The 15,876-nt window shown below is 39.7% G+C and carries 19 protein-coding genes and 1 other annotated feature; of the genes, 1 reads left to right on the top strand and 18 read right to left on the bottom strand.

All coding sequences use genetic code 11. The features are described from left to right. The first annotated feature begins 56 nt into the window (after window positions 1-56). Window positions 57-602, top strand: coding sequence for a transcription repressor NadR (locus MUB24_RS03080; protein ID WP_244701068.1), 546 nt, complete (start codon window positions 57-59; stop codon window positions 600-602). 88 nt (window positions 603-690) lie between these two features. Here the strand turns inward: MUB24_RS03080 and MUB24_RS03075 are convergent, their stop codons facing one another. From MUB24_RS03075 to MUB24_RS02990, 18 genes are all read right to left on the bottom strand, one after another. Then, window positions 691-1,146, bottom strand: coding sequence for an ACT domain-containing protein (locus MUB24_RS03075; RefSeq protein WP_280516847.1), 456 nt, complete (start codon window positions 1,144-1,146; stop codon window positions 691-693). Between the two features lie 27 nt (window positions 1,147-1,173). Next, window positions 1,174-2,466 (bottom strand): GTPase ObgE, encoded by a 1,293-nt coding sequence (obgE, locus tag MUB24_RS03070; protein ID WP_244701161.1) that lies wholly within the window; start codon window positions 2,464-2,466, stop codon window positions 1,174-1,176. A gap of 5 nt (window positions 2,467-2,471) precedes the next feature. Further along, window positions 2,472-3,023: a Spo0B C-terminal domain-containing protein gene (locus MUB24_RS03065; RefSeq protein ID WP_244701065.1), complete on the bottom strand. Its 552-nt coding sequence runs from the start codon at window positions 3,021-3,023 to the stop codon at window positions 2,472-2,474. A 117-nt stretch (window positions 3,024-3,140) separates the two neighbouring features. Beyond that, the gene (rpmA, locus tag MUB24_RS03060) at window positions 3,141-3,422 is read right to left on the bottom strand and encodes a 50S ribosomal protein L27 (RefSeq protein ID WP_244701062.1); all 282 of its coding nucleotides are present in this window, start codon (window positions 3,420-3,422) and stop codon (window positions 3,141-3,143) included. A gap of 15 nt (window positions 3,423-3,437) precedes the next feature. Then, window positions 3,438-3,767 (bottom strand): ribosomal-processing cysteine protease Prp, encoded by a 330-nt coding sequence (locus MUB24_RS03055; protein WP_244701059.1) that lies wholly within the window; start codon window positions 3,765-3,767, stop codon window positions 3,438-3,440. A gap of 14 nt (window positions 3,768-3,781) precedes the next feature. Further along, complete coding sequence (gene rplU, locus MUB24_RS03050) at window positions 3,782-4,090, bottom strand: 50S ribosomal protein L21 (RefSeq protein WP_244701056.1); 309 nt, start codon at window positions 4,088-4,090, stop codon at window positions 3,782-3,784. 15 nt (window positions 4,091-4,105) lie between these two features. Next, window positions 4,106-4,210: a sequence feature (ribosomal protein L21 leader region), on the bottom strand. Between the two features lie 108 nt (window positions 4,211-4,318). Next, window positions 4,319-5,182 carry a site-2 protease family protein gene (locus MUB24_RS03045; protein ID WP_244701053.1) on the bottom strand — a complete coding sequence of 288 codons (864 nt, stop codon included), beginning with the start codon at window positions 5,180-5,182 and terminating at the stop codon, window positions 4,319-4,321. Continuing rightward, window positions 5,175-5,930 (bottom strand): M23 family metallopeptidase, encoded by a 756-nt coding sequence (locus MUB24_RS03040; protein ID WP_244701050.1) that lies wholly within the window; start codon window positions 5,928-5,930, stop codon window positions 5,175-5,177. The genes MUB24_RS03045 and MUB24_RS03040 overlap by 8 nt, the downstream gene beginning before the upstream one ends. Before the next feature lie 881 nt (window positions 5,931-6,811). Continuing rightward, complete coding sequence (gene minD, locus MUB24_RS03035; protein WP_244701048.1) at window positions 6,812-7,621, bottom strand: septum site-determining protein MinD; 810 nt, start codon at window positions 7,619-7,621, stop codon at window positions 6,812-6,814. 1 nt (window position 7,622) lies between these two features. Then, a complete protein-coding gene (minC, locus tag MUB24_RS03030) occupies window positions 7,623-8,303 on the bottom strand; it encodes a septum site-determining protein MinC (RefSeq protein ID WP_244701045.1) in 681 nt (226 codons plus the stop codon). A gap of 212 nt (window positions 8,304-8,515) precedes the next feature. Beyond that, window positions 8,516-9,034 carry a rod shape-determining protein MreD gene (gene mreD / locus MUB24_RS03025; protein WP_244701042.1) on the bottom strand — a complete coding sequence of 173 codons (519 nt, stop codon included), beginning with the start codon at window positions 9,032-9,034 and terminating at the stop codon, window positions 8,516-8,518. Continuing rightward, window positions 9,034-9,900, bottom strand: a complete 867-nt coding sequence (mreC, locus tag MUB24_RS03020; protein ID WP_244701039.1) for a rod shape-determining protein MreC — start codon at window positions 9,898-9,900, stop codon at window positions 9,034-9,036. The genes mreD and mreC overlap by 1 nt, the downstream gene beginning before the upstream one ends. Before the next feature lie 98 nt (window positions 9,901-9,998). Continuing rightward, window positions 9,999-11,018: a rod shape-determining protein gene (locus MUB24_RS03015; RefSeq protein WP_244701037.1), complete on the bottom strand. Its 1,020-nt coding sequence runs from the start codon at window positions 11,016-11,018 to the stop codon at window positions 9,999-10,001. A 169-nt stretch (window positions 11,019-11,187) separates the two neighbouring features. Beyond that, window positions 11,188-11,877: a RadC family protein gene (gene radC, locus MUB24_RS03010; protein ID WP_244701035.1), complete on the bottom strand. Its 690-nt coding sequence runs from the start codon at window positions 11,875-11,877 to the stop codon at window positions 11,188-11,190. A gap of 18 nt (window positions 11,878-11,895) precedes the next feature. Beyond that, complete coding sequence (locus tag MUB24_RS03005) at window positions 11,896-12,480, bottom strand: Maf family protein (RefSeq protein WP_244701033.1); 585 nt, start codon at window positions 12,478-12,480, stop codon at window positions 11,896-11,898. A gap of 89 nt (window positions 12,481-12,569) precedes the next feature. Continuing rightward, window positions 12,570-13,592 (bottom strand): SPOR domain-containing protein, encoded by a 1,023-nt coding sequence (locus tag MUB24_RS03000; protein WP_244701031.1) that lies wholly within the window; start codon window positions 13,590-13,592, stop codon window positions 12,570-12,572. Between the two features lie 103 nt (window positions 13,593-13,695). After that, window positions 13,696-14,439: a prepilin peptidase gene (locus MUB24_RS02995; RefSeq protein ID WP_244701029.1), complete on the bottom strand. Its 744-nt coding sequence runs from the start codon at window positions 14,437-14,439 to the stop codon at window positions 13,696-13,698. 36 nt (window positions 14,440-14,475) lie between these two features. Further along, window positions 14,476-15,807, bottom strand: coding sequence for a bifunctional folylpolyglutamate synthase/dihydrofolate synthase (locus MUB24_RS02990; protein WP_244701028.1), 1,332 nt, complete (start codon window positions 15,805-15,807; stop codon window positions 14,476-14,478). Window positions 15,808-15,876: the final 69 nt, after the last annotated feature.

Genomic DNA, 15,876 nt, shown 5'->3' with positions numbered 1-15,876 from the left:
GTTGGGGATATATGTTAAAATGAAAAGCAAATGAACGGTTGGAGGACGATTCTATTATGAAGCAAGAACAGAAAAAACTTCTTGGCGAGGAAAGAAGAGAAAGGCTCCTCTCTTTATTAAAGGAAAGTAATACACCGATTACTGGTGGTGAGCTTGCGGAAATGACAAGAGTGAGCCGACAAGTGATTGTCGGGGATATTAACTTATTAAAAGCTCGAAATATCCCTATTATTGCGACAAGCCAAGGTTATTTGTATATGAAAGCCACACAAGAGACCCCTGTATTTGAGAAAACCATTGTGTGTTCCCACTCACGCAGCCAAACCGCAGAAGAATTATATATTTTAGTCGATCATGGAATCACAGTGAAAAATGTGATTGTAGAACATCCGATTTATGGGGATCTGACTGCTTCCCTTATGGTCTCCAATCGGAAGGAAGTTGAACATTTCCTCCATAAAGTAAAAATAACAAACTCATCCCTTTTAGCCGATCTCACATCAGGCATCCATCTACATGCGTTAGCGGCTCCAAACAAAAAGGCAATCGAAAAAGCAGAAAAAGAACTAAAGGCCGCTGGGATATTAGTTGATGAAAATTAAAAGCCTTATCCAGATCACCATTCTGGATAAAGGCTTTTCGTTTAAACTGACAGCAAGATGAATCGGAATTAGAATTTTTATACAAGAATTACCCACCCGAACTCAATACATCGACCTTATCGACAAATTCTAATCGATTTAGCTCTGCCAAAAGATCATCAATTTCGACGTTCATACTAGCAATGTCCAGCGAAAGGGTTACGTTCGCTCTCCCTTGCAATGGAATGGTTTGGTGAATAGTTAGTACATTACAAGCATTCTTGGCCACAATGGCTAATAATGTGGAGAGTGCACCAGGCTTGTCTTCAAGATAAAAGAACAGCGAAATAATTTTTTCTTTTACAACTCTATGAAAGGGTAAAACAGTGTCCCGATATTTATAAAACGCACTACGACTTAAATCCACTTGCTGGACAGCATCCCAAATGGAAACAGACTTTTTCCTTTCAATTAATTCCTTTGCCTCCAATGTTTTTTTCATGGCTTCAGGCAACACATCTTCACGCACCAAATAAAATTTCTTTTGATATTCTTTCTTAGCCAATACCCTCTTCCCCCATTCGGAAAAACGCTATTCTACAAACTCGAATTCAAATTCTAGAATTCGAATAATGTCTCCATCCTTTGCTCCTCGCTCTCGTAATGCATCATCCACCCCCATCCCCCTCATTTGCCTAGCAAATCTTCGGACGGATTCATCTCTAGAGAAATCGGTCATCTTAAACAGACGCTCTATCGCTTCCCCGGTTACCACAAAGCCACCATCCGGATCTCTTGCAATTGAAAATTGATCTGGATCTTGTTCATGTCGATAAATCACTCGATGCACTTCCGAATCTTCCCCTTTCGGTTCATAAAGCGGGAATTCCGGAGTTTTTTCTAATTGATTGGCGATTTCAAATAATAAATCCCGGACACCTTGTCTTGTAAGCGCTGAAATTGGAAATATGGGGTGGTCCTCTTTAAGTTGAGCTCGAAACATAGCTAAATGCTCCTCCGCATCTGGCATATCCATTTTATTGGCGACAATGATTTGTGGACGTTCAAGAAGACGAAGATTATAGTTTTCCAGCTCCTGATTGATGGTTTGATAATCTTCGTAAGGGTCTCTTCCCTCCATACCAGACATATCAATCACATGGACAATTACTCTAGTCCTTTCAATATGGCGAAGGAATTGATGACCAAGCCCCACTCCTTCATGAGCCCCTTCAATTAAGCCTGGCAAATCCGCCATCACAAAACTTCTACCATCTTCTGTCTCCACGACTCCAAGATTCGGAACAATCGTTGTGAAGTGGTATTCTGCTATTTTCGGCTTTGCCGCTGAAACAACCGATAGTAATGTGGATTTACCGACACTTGGAAAGCCCACAAGACAGACATCGGCCAAAATTTTTAATTCGAGGACAACATCTCTTTCTTGTCCAGGTTCGCCATTTTCAGCAATTTCTGGTGCGGAGTTCGCAGGAGTAGCAAAACGAATATTGCCGCGGCCGCCTCTTCCCCCTCTTGCAATCACAGCCCTTTGGTCATGCTCCACGAGATCGGCAATCACTTCATTCGTTTCTAGATCTTTGACGACGGTCCCAGGAGGAACTTTTACGACCAAATCTTCAGCACCTTTACCATGCTTACCTTTAGACATGCCATGTTCGCCTCGAGCGGCTTTAAAATGGCGCTGATAACGAAAATCCATCAAGGTACGTAATCCCTCATCTACTTGGAAGACCACGTCGGCCCCTTTACCACCATCTCCACCGGCAGGTCCTCCCATGGAAACGTATTTCTCTCTACGGAAGGCGACCATTCCATCGCCACCATCTCCGCCTTTCACATACACCTTTACCTGATCGACAAACACGATCATCACTCCGATCCTTCAAAAATAACTTTACAACTAAATTCTGTTTCACTCGCTTTTTCCATGTTGATGTGAACCTGATCATTTTCATTGGTCAATAACCATTGTTGCAACCGATCAAGATTCTTTAGCTTTCCTTCATAATCAAAAATACAGGAAAGTCGGTTTTCCATTGACTCGATCGTTATATATAATTGATGACCGTACAATGGATGGAGGACCTCATTGATAGAATGAAAAAAATTAGTCATCCAACTCGTTAGTTCAAGATCATCTATGTAATGGGCAGGAAGATCATGGATGACTTCATATTCAATTTGAAAGGTATGCCCCCCCCATCCCCAATTGTGGAATAATAAGAGTGTCGCAAATTCTGGTAAGCCTAATTTTGTCAATCTCGCTTCTTGTTGGGATTCCAGAATCACTTCTTCAATCACTCGTTCAGCTTGATCGATTTTCCCTAATGTCAAATAACTTTTAATTAATTGAATCCGATTCAGCCAATCATGGCGCACATGTTGTAATAATGTAAGTGCTTCTTCCTTATCTTTCATCATTATATCCTTTCCAACATTCTTCAATCGTTCCTAATAGTATATCAAAAAGAAGAAGTATATTTAAAATAAAAAAAGCTCTAGCCATAATTTGGTTAGAGCTTTTCTGTCTTTCATTCGTTATGCTACAGGGTAGACGCTGACTTTTTTCTTGTTGCGGCCAGCCCGTTCGAAGCGAACGACACCATCTGTTTTTGCAAATAGCGTATCATCACTTCCACGACCAACATTTTCCCCTGGATGAATTTTTGTTCCGCGTTGACGGTACAAAATCGATCCTCCTGTTACAAATTGACCATCTGCTCGTTTAGCACCTAGTCGCTTTGCTTCAGAGTCCCGACCGTTTTTCGTAGAACCTACTCCTTTTTTCGAAGCGAAAAATTGAAGATCCAATCTTAGCATTTGATTCACCACCATTTATCGAAATTTTATTTTTACAAAATCAGGATATTCTCTTTCAATGGTTTGCAAAGATACAATCATTCCCTCTAATAGGAGCTGAACCTTCTCGCTCACTTCATCACTTAATGAATGAGGAAGGATACACTTTAGAAAGCCATTTTCTTCTGTCGTAATTTCTGGTTCAATTCCGGTAAGAGATATGACTGCGTTTAAACTGCCAAATGCGACAGCCGAAACTCCTGCACAAACAATATCCTCGCCTTTGTCCGCAAAATTGGCATGACCTTCCATCGTAAAGCCACTAATTTTGCTGTCAACTGTGTGGCTAATATCGATTCGAATCATAGACACATCATCACTTATGCGTTGATTTTTTCAACGACAAGTTTTGTGTAAGGCTGACGATGGCCTTGTTTTTTATGATAATTTTTCTTTGGCTTATATTTGAAAACAACAATTTTCTTTTGTCGGCCTTGTTCTTCAACTTTCGCTGTTACAGTAGCTCCCTCAACAAATGGGCTTCCTACTTTTACATCTTCACCACCAACAAAAAGAACCTTGTCAAACGTAAAGGTATCCCCTTGAGCTGTATCTAGCTTTTCAACGTAGATCACTTGTCCTTCTTCTACCTTCACTTGTTTTCCACCAGTTTCAATAATTGCGTACATCAATCCGCACCTCCTTATTAGACTAAGACTCGCCATTTGCAGGTGTTCTATTGGAAAAGCGCAAGCGACTTTAAAATAGAAACTTCACACTAGACCTGTTCTGTGCGGTTGTAGCACAGGTGCTACAAACTAACAAAGGAAATCATAGCATATTTGATCCATAAAAGTCAATAGTTATGATTGCGCCAGCATCTTAGACATGCAAGAATCGGAACGACTTTACTGAGATTAACTCACATAAACTAGGTCCATCAGACGCGCTCTTACCTTTTTCTCGGTAAAATAAGCATACAAAATCTCATTTTCATCTAATGTCATTTCGCCGTCCATTCCGTCCAGATCGATCATATGTTTATAACCACGTTTGAACTTACTTAATACTTCAAATACGTAATCCTGGCTGTGAGCTTGAATCGTTTGTAATCGGGAAAAGCTTTGTTGATCTCCATAATGCCGCTCTAATAGGAACCGCATCAACATATATCTTTGTTGCTTCCATTCTGTCCACAAGCAAACATCTAAATAGATTAAAATGATCCATATATTTATGTTGAGGGGATGTATAAAAAATACAAGAAAATGGAAGATCATCAGAATAACGAAAGAAATGATCACAGACATACGAAAAGAATCAAGATAGGATTGATAGGTAGAAAGATATAAATGCACCAATTTACCCCCATCAAGCGGGCGAATTGGCAAAAGATTAAACATCAAGATCATCCAATTATATTGAACAATTTGCTGAGCATAATCCGCCGATAAAAGGCCAAACGTATGAAGAGCGGGAATTACTGCGGCTATCCATAAATGTTGAACGGGCCCTCCGATGATCACCCAAAAGTCTTCGATCATTCTGCGATTCCCATGCTCATCCACATCGCAAAAACCACCAAAAGGTAAGATCATCACCTTTTTTATTTTCCAATTAAAAAATTGGGCGACAACCGCATGACCCAGTTCATGAATCAAGACGATTGTAAATAGTGCAAGTAATTCCCAAAAGTACCCGGTCATCATACTGAGCCCTGAAACAACCCATAAAAGGGGGTGAACCCTTATTTTTGTTAAGAGGCGACCATATTTATTCAAATTTCATCACCTGAATAGGATCTACAAAGGTATCATGTTGTTTAATAGCAAAATAAAATTCTCCAGTCTCTCCATCTTCCCCTGCAGAAACATTCCCAATCATCTGCCCAGCCTTAACCTTTTCGTATGCCTTTACAGAGATTTGACCCAGTTTCCCATACCATGTTTCCGAATAATCCGGATGTTGAATAATCACGGTATTGCCAATCCCCTCTTTTTTTCCAGCAAACGTGACCGTTCCCGCTGTTATGGCCTCTACTTCCTCTCCTGTCCCCGTTTCCATAATGATTCCTTGACGCTCGTCAGAAAAGGGCTCTAATATTTTTCCTGCTACAGGCATGGCATAATCTGACTTGGTGGTATTCTGTTTGGGATCCGGATGTACAGGAAAAAGTGCAAGCGGCTGCCCAAATTTATCCTCATACCAATCGGCAACAACCGCAAATTGAAATTCCCTTTCCAATGCTTTTTTGATTCCAACTCTGGCATCCTCCATTTTCGGGGAGGGAGACTGGAAAATAATCGCAACGAGAAGGACAAGAATCGCTGAAGCGAAAATTTTCATGAAAAAGACTTCCTTTTTAAATAGCGGATGAAAGGATTCCTTTGGATCTGATTCAAAAACAGAATGATCTGATTCATCCTTATGAAAAAACGTCTCTTCCAACTTCCGATCGCGGTCCATTCCATATTGTTTCCTTCTTTTATTCATTTCTTTGCGGATTTGTTCAACCCTATGACGATTCATTCTCCTCCATCCCCTTTGGCAATTTTTACTACCATATGACTTGTCCCCTTAAAATATGCAAGGAGACTGGGGAAAGAGAGCCTCAAAAAAATGAATAAACGTCGGTCCAATACCTTCGTTGATCGACGTTTTACATAGAATATCGAAAAAATATCAATCCAACATTCTCCTTGATCGATGTTTTACATAAAAAATCGAAAAAGTCTCGATCCTACACATTCTCTGATCAATGTTTTATATGAAAAATCGAAAAAATCTCGATCCAACACACTCCTTGATCGATGGTTTACGAAAATTGGTTCTATAGACGAAGTCTTTGCGACCAAAATCGGGTGAAAATAAAAAAATTGGGCCTATAGCCAGGGTCTTTGCGACCAATTTCAGACTCAAGTTCGAAAATTGGTTCTATAGACGAAGCCTTTGCTACCAAAATCGGGTGAAAATAAAAAAATTGGGCCTATAGCCGGGGTCTTTGCGACCAATTTCAGACTCAAGTTCGAAAATTGGTTCTATAGACGAAGCCTTTGCTACCAAAATCGGGTGAAAATAAAAAAATTGGGCCTATAGCCGGGGTCTTTGCGACCAATTTCAGGGGAACATAGAGCAATCGATAAAACGTCGGTCCAACACCTTCGTTGATCGACGTTTTACTTAAGAAAAGCGCAAGCGCCCGTCTAGCGACGTACAAACTTTTTAAGCTTCTGACGAGATAAAGGAAACACGGCGAAGCATGAGCCGATGTTGACTTATCGTAGGAAGAAGCTGAAAGTTTGCTAGTCGCTGGGCGCTAGAGCTAGATCCAACATTAGCCAAAATTTATGCTTTCCTATCCTGCAAAAAAAAGCTTTCGCATCAAATGATACGAAAGCCTTTCAATACATTTACGAATGTGAGCTACTAAATAACTTCTTCAATTTTACAAAGAAACCTGTTTTTTCATCGTCTAATGTTTGCAATGGAACAGATTCCCCCAGGATTCTCCTTGCTATATTTCGATAAGCAATAGAGGCCTTACTATTAGGGTTAAGTGCAATCGGTTCACCTTGATTCGATGATTTAATCACTTCTACATCGTCTTGAACAATCCCTAGTAAGTCAATTGATAGATGCTGGGTTATTTCGTCTACGTCCAAAACATCACCGTCTTTCATCATCTGGCTGCGGATTCGATTAATAATCAGCTTTGGCGGTTCTATCGTTTCTTCTTTCTCCAAAAGGCCAATGATACGGTCCGCATCCCGAACAGCGGATATTTCAGGGGTGGTCACAACAATCGCACGCTCTGCACCAGCGACAGCATTTTTATACCCCTGTTCAATTCCGGCAGGACAATCAATTAAAATATAATCATAGTCTTGCTTCATATCAGCAACAAGCTGTTTCATCTGCTCAGGAGATACGGCTGTTTTATCACTTGTTTGAGCGGCAGGTAATAGAAATAAACGATCATCAAACCTTTTATCCTTTACAAGGGCCTGATGTGGTTTACACTTCCCTTCTACTACGTCAACGAGATCATAAATAATTCGACTTTCTAAGCCTAATACGACATCGAGATTTCGAAGACCAATATCGGTATCGATTAAACAAACTTTTTTCCCTTGCAGGGCAAGGGCTGTTCCAAGATTTGCAGAGGTTGTTGTTTTCCCAACTCCCCCTTTACCTGATGTAATGACAATCGCCTCACCCATCCTAACGTCCCCCTTTAAATCTTGTAATATTCGGTCTGATATGTTTTAAAATTTGCAATCTATCAATCGTGATTTGTTGTGAATCATCTATGTAAGCACATTCCATTTGATGATGCTCGTCCTGATCATGATGGTCAGGAGGACGCGTAATACAATTGGATATACGTAACTGTGATGGGGTCATAAAGGAAGCCACAATGACCGCTTCATTATCCCCGGTAAAACCAGCATGAGCGATCCCCTTAAGCGCCCCCATAATGAAGATGTTTCCACCAGCCCGAACGGTCCCCCCGGGATTGACATCCCCTACAAGTAATAAATCACCCGGAACCTCTAATACTTGTCCGGATCTAACAATGGTAGCAACCGATGTGATGAGTTGTTCATCTATGATTCGTTCTGATTCTTCCTTTGTTACTACATTACTAACAATCTCCTCAACGACTAGATTTTTTCTATGACGAATCCGTTCTTTTAACTCTACTTGCTGCTCTGCCGTTAGAAAACGATTTCCAGTAAGAATCCGGACAGAAATAAGTGGGCTTTCTATGTCTTCCCCCTGCAAATCTGATAGTTTATCATCCAACTCTTTCAATAAGGAATCATATGAGCATGTATCATTCAATTGTAACGATAGACCATTCTTTGTTCCTTTAATCATCACATTCTGTCTATTATTCATATATGGCGGGCAAAGGAGACCTCCAATCGTTGCTGTGCCCTCTTATCTCCTTTCAACAACTAACTTCATTAGTTCATTAACTATATTTTAACGTAAAGAACCAAAAGCGCAAGCGCCTGTTTTTACGGATGAACGGCTAAATTCGCGACGACAATCGCTACGCCATTCTGACCCATATCCTGTGAGCCTAAAAACCTCTTTTACCCGAACGCTCATTCGCGAAGTTCTTCTTTTTTACAGTGAAATAAGAATTTTTTGAACGGGAAATAGGTAATTAAGAAAAAAATCTGATTTAATATCAGCGTAGGCCATAGTCTGCGATTAAGGTATTCTTGAATATCCATATTTCTTTGGAGTACAAATATGTTCATTCCGTATACAACCAATTCAACAATCCCAACAGATAAAACCGCAATAAAAAAAACGGTAAAAATATTAACTTGAAAAATCTTAGCCATTTTAGATGCTAAGTATACAACAATAGGAAAAAGAAATAGATATACTCCTATGATTTCAGTAAAATAAACATCAAACAATAAGCCGAAAACAGCTGCATAAATGAGTGTTCGATTCCGCAAGTACAAAATCCCCATGACAACGAAAAGAATTAATAAAAAATGGGGAACTAATATCATATCAAGTTTAAAGCTTCCCGGTGGTGTTAGTTCCACAAAAACACTTTCACAATAAAAACAAACCGTTAAAAGAAGAGGAAGAACCAATCGCCTCATTATTCTTCCTCCTTATCGACGTTGTCTAGTTTCCCCATCGTCCGAACAACGACCATCACGTGCTCAAAATCATAAAAATGAGCAGAAGGCTCAATATAAGCAATTTGTGTTAAACCAAACCGATCCATTTCTACTGATTTCACTTTCCCAATATCTAGTGTTTTAGGAAAAATACCTCCAAGACCAGATGTTACTACATTTTGGCCTTCTTTTATTTTTTTATCAACAGGAATATCCTTCATTAATAATAACTTTTTCTTGGGATCATACCCATTAATTAAACCAAAAACCTTTTCTTTCCCTTGTATCCGAGCAGACACTCTATTTTGCGTGTTTTCAGAAGTTAATAACTCAACCGTTGCTGTCATTGGTGACACACTAACGACCTTTCCAACTAAACCTTTTGATGTAATGACGGCCATATCTGTGTCAACGCCACTATTTTTGCCTTTATTAATAATAAATTTTTCGTCCCACCGCTCCGGGTTCCGACTAATAACAGTGGATTGAATCGTTTGATATTCGCGCAAATCCTCTGTTTTTTCAAGTACACTTCTTAATTCCTGATTATCTTCTTTCAGGTCTGCAATTTCTTTTTCGAGTGTGGCTAATCCCTCTAAGCGAGATTTTAACTTTTTGTTTTCCGTGTATGTATTTTTTAAATCCTCTATATTTCCGAAAAATCCAGCAATACCGTGAGCAGGTCTAGCGACTAATGATTGACCAAATCCTACTACATCTTTAATAAACTGCTCAGGTTTTGATATATTTTCCTTTTCCCGTAAAGAAAAACCAATAAGAGAAACGAGCACAATAAGGCTAATTAATAAAATGATCAGACGTTTATTAAGAAAAAAATGGGGCATCCCATACACCTCTAACTTTCAAAAACGGAAATAAACTTGACTATGACCTGTGGTCCTAAAAGCAGAAGCGCCAGCAGTATGAACCGGCGCATTCATTCCTATCGAGAATCCTTTGTTTTATTTTTAAAGAGATCAATATGGTCCAAGGCTTTCCCTGTTCCAATCGCCACACAATCAAGTGGTTCGTCAGCAATTAGCACAGGCATCTCCGTTTCTTTACTCATTACTTTGTCTAGATTATGCAATAGGGCTCCACCACCCGTTAATACAATTCCACGATCCATAATATCGGCGGCTAATTCAGGTGGAGTTTTTTCCAGTGTGTTTTTCACTGCATCCACAATAGCATTTACTGTATCACTTAGAGCACCTGAGATTTCCTCTGCTGAAATTTCAATTGTTTTGGGTAGACCTGTGAGTAGATCACGACCTCTGATCTCCATCGGAGCGAGTCCTTCTGTTTCCCCTGCCGAGCCAATTTCAACTTTAATCGTTTCTGCCGTACGGTCTCCGATTAATAAATTATATTTTTTGCGAATATAGGCGATAATCGATTCATCAAAATTATCTCCAGCGGTACGAATCGATATACTGGTTACAATTCCACCAAGAGAGATCACAGCCACTTCTGTTGTTCCTCCACCAATATCGACAACCATACTTCCTGTTGGTTCCCAAACAGGCAAATCTGCTCCGATAGCCGCCGCAAATGGCTCTTCAATCGGATAGGCGTCTCGAGCCCCGGCTTCTCTAGTTGCATCAAGTACAGCCCTTTGCTCTACAGCCGTAATACCAGATGGTACACAAACCATAACATATGGCTTTCCACCCATTCCTTTGCTCTTAAGAGCTTGTTTAATATAATATTTCATCATTGAGGCGGTTGTTTCATAATCCGCAATCACGCCGTCTTTCATTGGACGCAATGCAATGATATTTCCAGGTGTCCGTCCGATCATATTTTTCGCATCATTTCCGACCGCGACAATTTTTTTCGTGTCTGTTTGCAAAGCCACTACTGATGGTTCCCGTAAAACAATTCCTTTGCCTTTGACAAAAACTAGGGTATTCGCCGTCCCTAAATCAATCCCTAGATCTTTCGTACCTAATCCAAACATTGTATGTATCTCCCTTTCTTATATCCCTAGTTTCCCTTTCATGCAATCCTACATTAGGAAACATCTGTGATTTTTCGTTTTTTATTATGGACTTATCCTCATCAACATGAAATTGATTTATTCAAAATGCCAGTATTATTATATCTTAACCTTTTTAAAAATAATAGTCTCACATATACCCTTTTTCTTTCATACTGACATATTTTTTGTCCCCGATAATTAAATGATCTAAAACTTCAATTCCAAGCATCTTTCCACATTCAGCTAGACGCCGAGTCACTTCAATGTCCTCGCGCGATGGTGCGGGATCCCCTGAAGGATGATTATGAAAACATAAAATGGATGCTGCCGCCCGGCGAAAGGCTTCTTTAAACACTTCCCGCGGATGGACGATACTCGCATTGAGACTTCCAATAAAAATAGTCTGTCGATGGATTACTTGATTTTTCGTATTCAAATAAAGGGCTACGAAATGTTCTTGGGATAAAAACCGCATATCATTCATGACATAGTTGGCCCCATCCTCAGGACTTCGAATCACATAACGGTCATCATAGGTTAGATTACTAATTCTTCTCCCTAGTTCGATGGCAGCTGCAAGTTGAACCGCCTTTGCTTCCCCAATTCCCTTCACACTGGTCAACTCTTCTAGGGCTGCCTCTTTTAACCACATCAACCCATCGAATTTCGTTAATAAGCGATTCGCCAATTGAAGGACGGACTCCGATTTTGTACCCGTTCTTAATAAAATGGCCAAAATTTCTTGAGTGGATAAGCTTTCAGGTCCTGTTTTGATCAATCGCTCCCTTGGCCGCTCATCGACAGGGAAATCTTTTATTAATAATGTCTTTTTATCCAACGTATTCCTCCTACTATATTATATAGATGTTTCTGGGGGAGGAACAAGTCTCTTTTCAACTAAAAGACGAAATAATCGGGAGATCGGTAGACCTACAACGGAAAAATAATCCCCGTGGATGGATTTGACAAACAAGGCTCCTGATCCTTGAATTCCATAAGCCCCTGCTTTATCAAATGGTTCACCACTATCCAAATACTTGTTGATTTCTTCATTCGTAAGCGGCCAAAAATCAACGGCCGTTTTTTCATAAAAACTTTCAACTTTTTTCTCGTCTATCACCGTTACACCCGTGAATACAAAATGCCGCTTTCCTGAAAGTTTACATAGCATCTGTTTCGCTTCCTGCCTACTTTTCGGTTTGCCGAGAATCTTGTGCTCAGAAACAACAATCGTATCTGCAGCGATAATAGTAGCAGCGGGAAATTGTTGGGCAGCCACATTTGCTTTTCGAGATGATAGTGTTAGTACTGTATCTTCCGGCGAAAGTTTTTGACAAATGGATTCATCAACATTCGGTGAAAAAGTTGTAAATGGAATGTTTAATTTTTGAAGAAGTTCTTTTCTGCGGGGTGAAGTTGAAGCTAAGATGAGGTCCTTCATGTAGTTGTCCTACCTTTCTCAAGAATGGGAGATACACGTATCTATCGTACCAAAAGAAAAGACAGGAAACAAGAAAAAAAGCAACCAACTTAAGTAGGTTGGGTGCTTAATGTAAAATAGATGGAGATATAATCAAGTAAAGCTTGCTGTGCTTTTACCGTCTCAGCTGAATTTTCTGCTGTTTTTTCAAGACTTTTTATAGCGGTTTGTAATTTTTCTTGCAAACTAGCTGCTTCTTTATTTTGATAGATTAAATCTTTGTCTGCCTTCATCAATTGTAATCCCTCTTGAATGACCTTGTTGTTAACCTCTCCACCCATTTTTATATTGGCTGGCTCCCCAATAATGGTTTGAAAATATTCGATCTCCTTTAACAAATGTTCAGACTGTTCTTTCGATGCTAACTCTATATACCTTTCTTCAAAGTTCAATTCCTTAGCCCAAACATCTTCTAAACCATTGTGTTTTAGATCCTTTTCCCATGTTTTCGCTTTTTGAAGATCTCCTGCCACCCCCAAAAATAAATAATATTTTTCATCCATCTCTAAAATCGTTTGCGCCTGATTTTGATTCGCTAATTCTTTCGCTTTCGCATCTGCCGCTTCCTTAGAAGAATAAACACCTGCCTGTAGAACTGGGAGCGTTAGCGCAGGAAGTTTTACCTCAAACTTGGAGGCCGTTGTTCCCTCTTCTTTTTTGTTTTCTGAAGAGAGTCGATTCTGTTCATTCGTTGTCGCTTGTGTGTCTGTTTGTGACATCATTTTTAACAAAAAACTACCAAGAAGCAATCCTACCGTTATAGCTAGTACAAAAGATAGGATTAATCTTTTCACCCATAATTTTAGAGGGCTATTTCCATTCCTATGAAAATACGGCTGTTTTTTAGGTTCTTTTTGGTGATTCACTTTAAATTCAGGAACTTCCTGCTCCTCTTCTTCATTTGGTAGAATCCATTCGAATTCTTCATCTAGCATTTCCTCCGATGATGCTGCGGATGTCTCATCTGAAGCCGCTTTCCAATCATGGATAACCGTTTCTTCCTCAAAAGGGCGTTCTGATCCATTTAATTTGATTTTAATTGTTGCTTTTTGGCTGTTTTTTCCTTCCTCCAAAACTATTACCTCCCGCCCGGCTGTTTTTCTCATGCTATCATATAAACATAAAAAAAAGACGAAACTTTTGTCGTCTAGAGAAAAAAGGTTTTCGTCATTTTTTTTAATAGAAGAGAGATTGATACCAAGCAAATAGTTCATCGTGGTAAAAATAGGCAATAAGAGTAGCAATCGCAATAAAAGGGCCGAACGGTATGGGTTTTCTTTTTTCAAAAATACCAATCGCCATTCCTATTAAACCGGCAATGGCTCCTAATATATTCGCAAAAAAGAAGGAAACTAGTACAAGCTTTGTACCAAGCACAATACCTAAAACGGTGTATAGTTTAATATCTCCTCCACCCATCCCACCTTTTGATAGAATAGCAATAATCAATAGCATCATAAAGATTAGCGCCGCGCCGGCAATCGAATCCCACCATGGCTGTAGTGGGTATATGAGTCGTTCCCCAATAAAAACAAAGGCGAAAAAAAATAGGATTTTATCAGGAATTAGCATGAATTTTATATCCGTAATAAAAATAATGACCAATAATGTAATCAGTGTCCAAGCAATGATCAATTCAAAGGACCAACCTATTTTGGAATAGGCAAATACAAAAAGGCAAGCTGTTGTAAGTTCCATAAGTGGATAGAATGGCGAGATGGATGTTTTACAATGTTTGCATTTTCCCGATTGGATCACATATGAAAGTACTGGTATCAATTCCACGAAAGTAAGGGTCTTGCCACAGGTTGGACAAGCGGAACGTGGTTTCACAATCGATTGTTTGGCAGGAATCCTAAGCCCGACAACATTTAAAAACGACCCCAATAAAAGAGCGTAAACAAAAATAATGAGTTTCATTGTTTTACAACCGCCTTTACTCCAACTCATTTAAAATCAATCTTGTGCGGTATCTTGAGGTCTCGATTGGATAACTTCGATTAAAAAAGGTTTGATTTCTGATATAAAATATAGAGAACCCGTTATCGCTACTATGTCCTCCGCCTTCGCCGTTAATACGAGCTCACGAATTAAGTTTTTCCAATCCTCATTACATTGGGCCGCAGCGTTTCCAGATTGCTTTTTCAATTCCTCCGCAGCAGTGGCTCTTGGAAAATCAAATTCTGTTAGATAAAGTTCCGCATTCATTGAATTGATAATGGCAAACATATCCCTTAAGTCTTTATCCTTCAAAGCGGAAAATACGATCTTAATTTTCTTTCCTGGAAAATGAGTCTCTACAGCTGATTTAAAGGCTTGCAAACCTTCGACATTGTGAGCCCCATCGATAAAAATGGTGGGATGCTCACTTAAACATTCCAATCTTCCGGGCCAAAAGGCCTTTTGGATTCCAGAACGAATAGCTGCTGTTTGGATACTCATCTGTTCACTATCTTGTAAGTACGTTAATACGGCTAAGGCTGCAGCTGCATTTTCCGTTTGATGACGTCCTAAGAGGGATAGCTTCAATTTTTTTAAAACCATAGATGGAGACTGGTAAGTAAATTGTTCTCCCTTCTCTACTGGTTGATAATCCTTTATAAAGAAATCTTTCCCTAACTGATAAAACGGCGCCTTTTGCCCGACAGCTTCCATTTTCAAGACAGCTAAAGCTTGCTTATTTTGTGCTGTTGTAAATATTGGAGTCCCAGGTTTAATAATCCCTGCTTTTTGATAGGCAATTTCTTCGATGGAATGACCTAATATTTGCATATGATCCATGCCAACATTTGTAATCAGGGAGGCAATCGGTTGAATCACATTGGTAGAATCATATCTTCCGCCTAGTCCCACTTCAAAAACGGCAAAATCGACAGGGCGAATATACGCAAAATAATAAAATGCCATGACGGTAATCACTTCAAATTCAGATGGTGAACCTAATTCGGTTTGTTCTAATTCTTCCGCAAGTGGCTTCACAACATTCGCTAATACGACAATATCCTCATTATCAACCGGTTTTCCGTTGACACTAATCCGTTCATTAAATTGTTCGATATAGGGGGAAGTAAATGTCCCTACTTGATACCCGGCCTCGTTTAAAATCGAGCGGAGATAGGTGACCGTAGAGCCCTTTCCATTTGTACCACCGACATGAATGGCATGCAGATTTTGTTCGGGATTTTCTAATCGGGCTAGCATCCATCTCATTCGCTCTAAGCCTGGCTTCACACCTAGCCGGAGTCTTGAATGGATCCATGCAAGTGCCTCTTTATAAGTATGTAACATGTTTCACACCTCGAGTCCAGTAAAATCGGGATTGTTCTTCATAAGGATGTCCAAAAAGGACGGTAAAAG

Source organism: Lederbergia sp. NSJ-179, assembly GCF_022867885.1.
In the GTDB taxonomy this organism is placed as follows: domain Bacteria; phylum Bacillota; class Bacilli; order Bacillales; family Bacillaceae_C; genus Lederbergia.
This window is presented reverse-complemented; position numbering and strand designations above follow the sequence as displayed.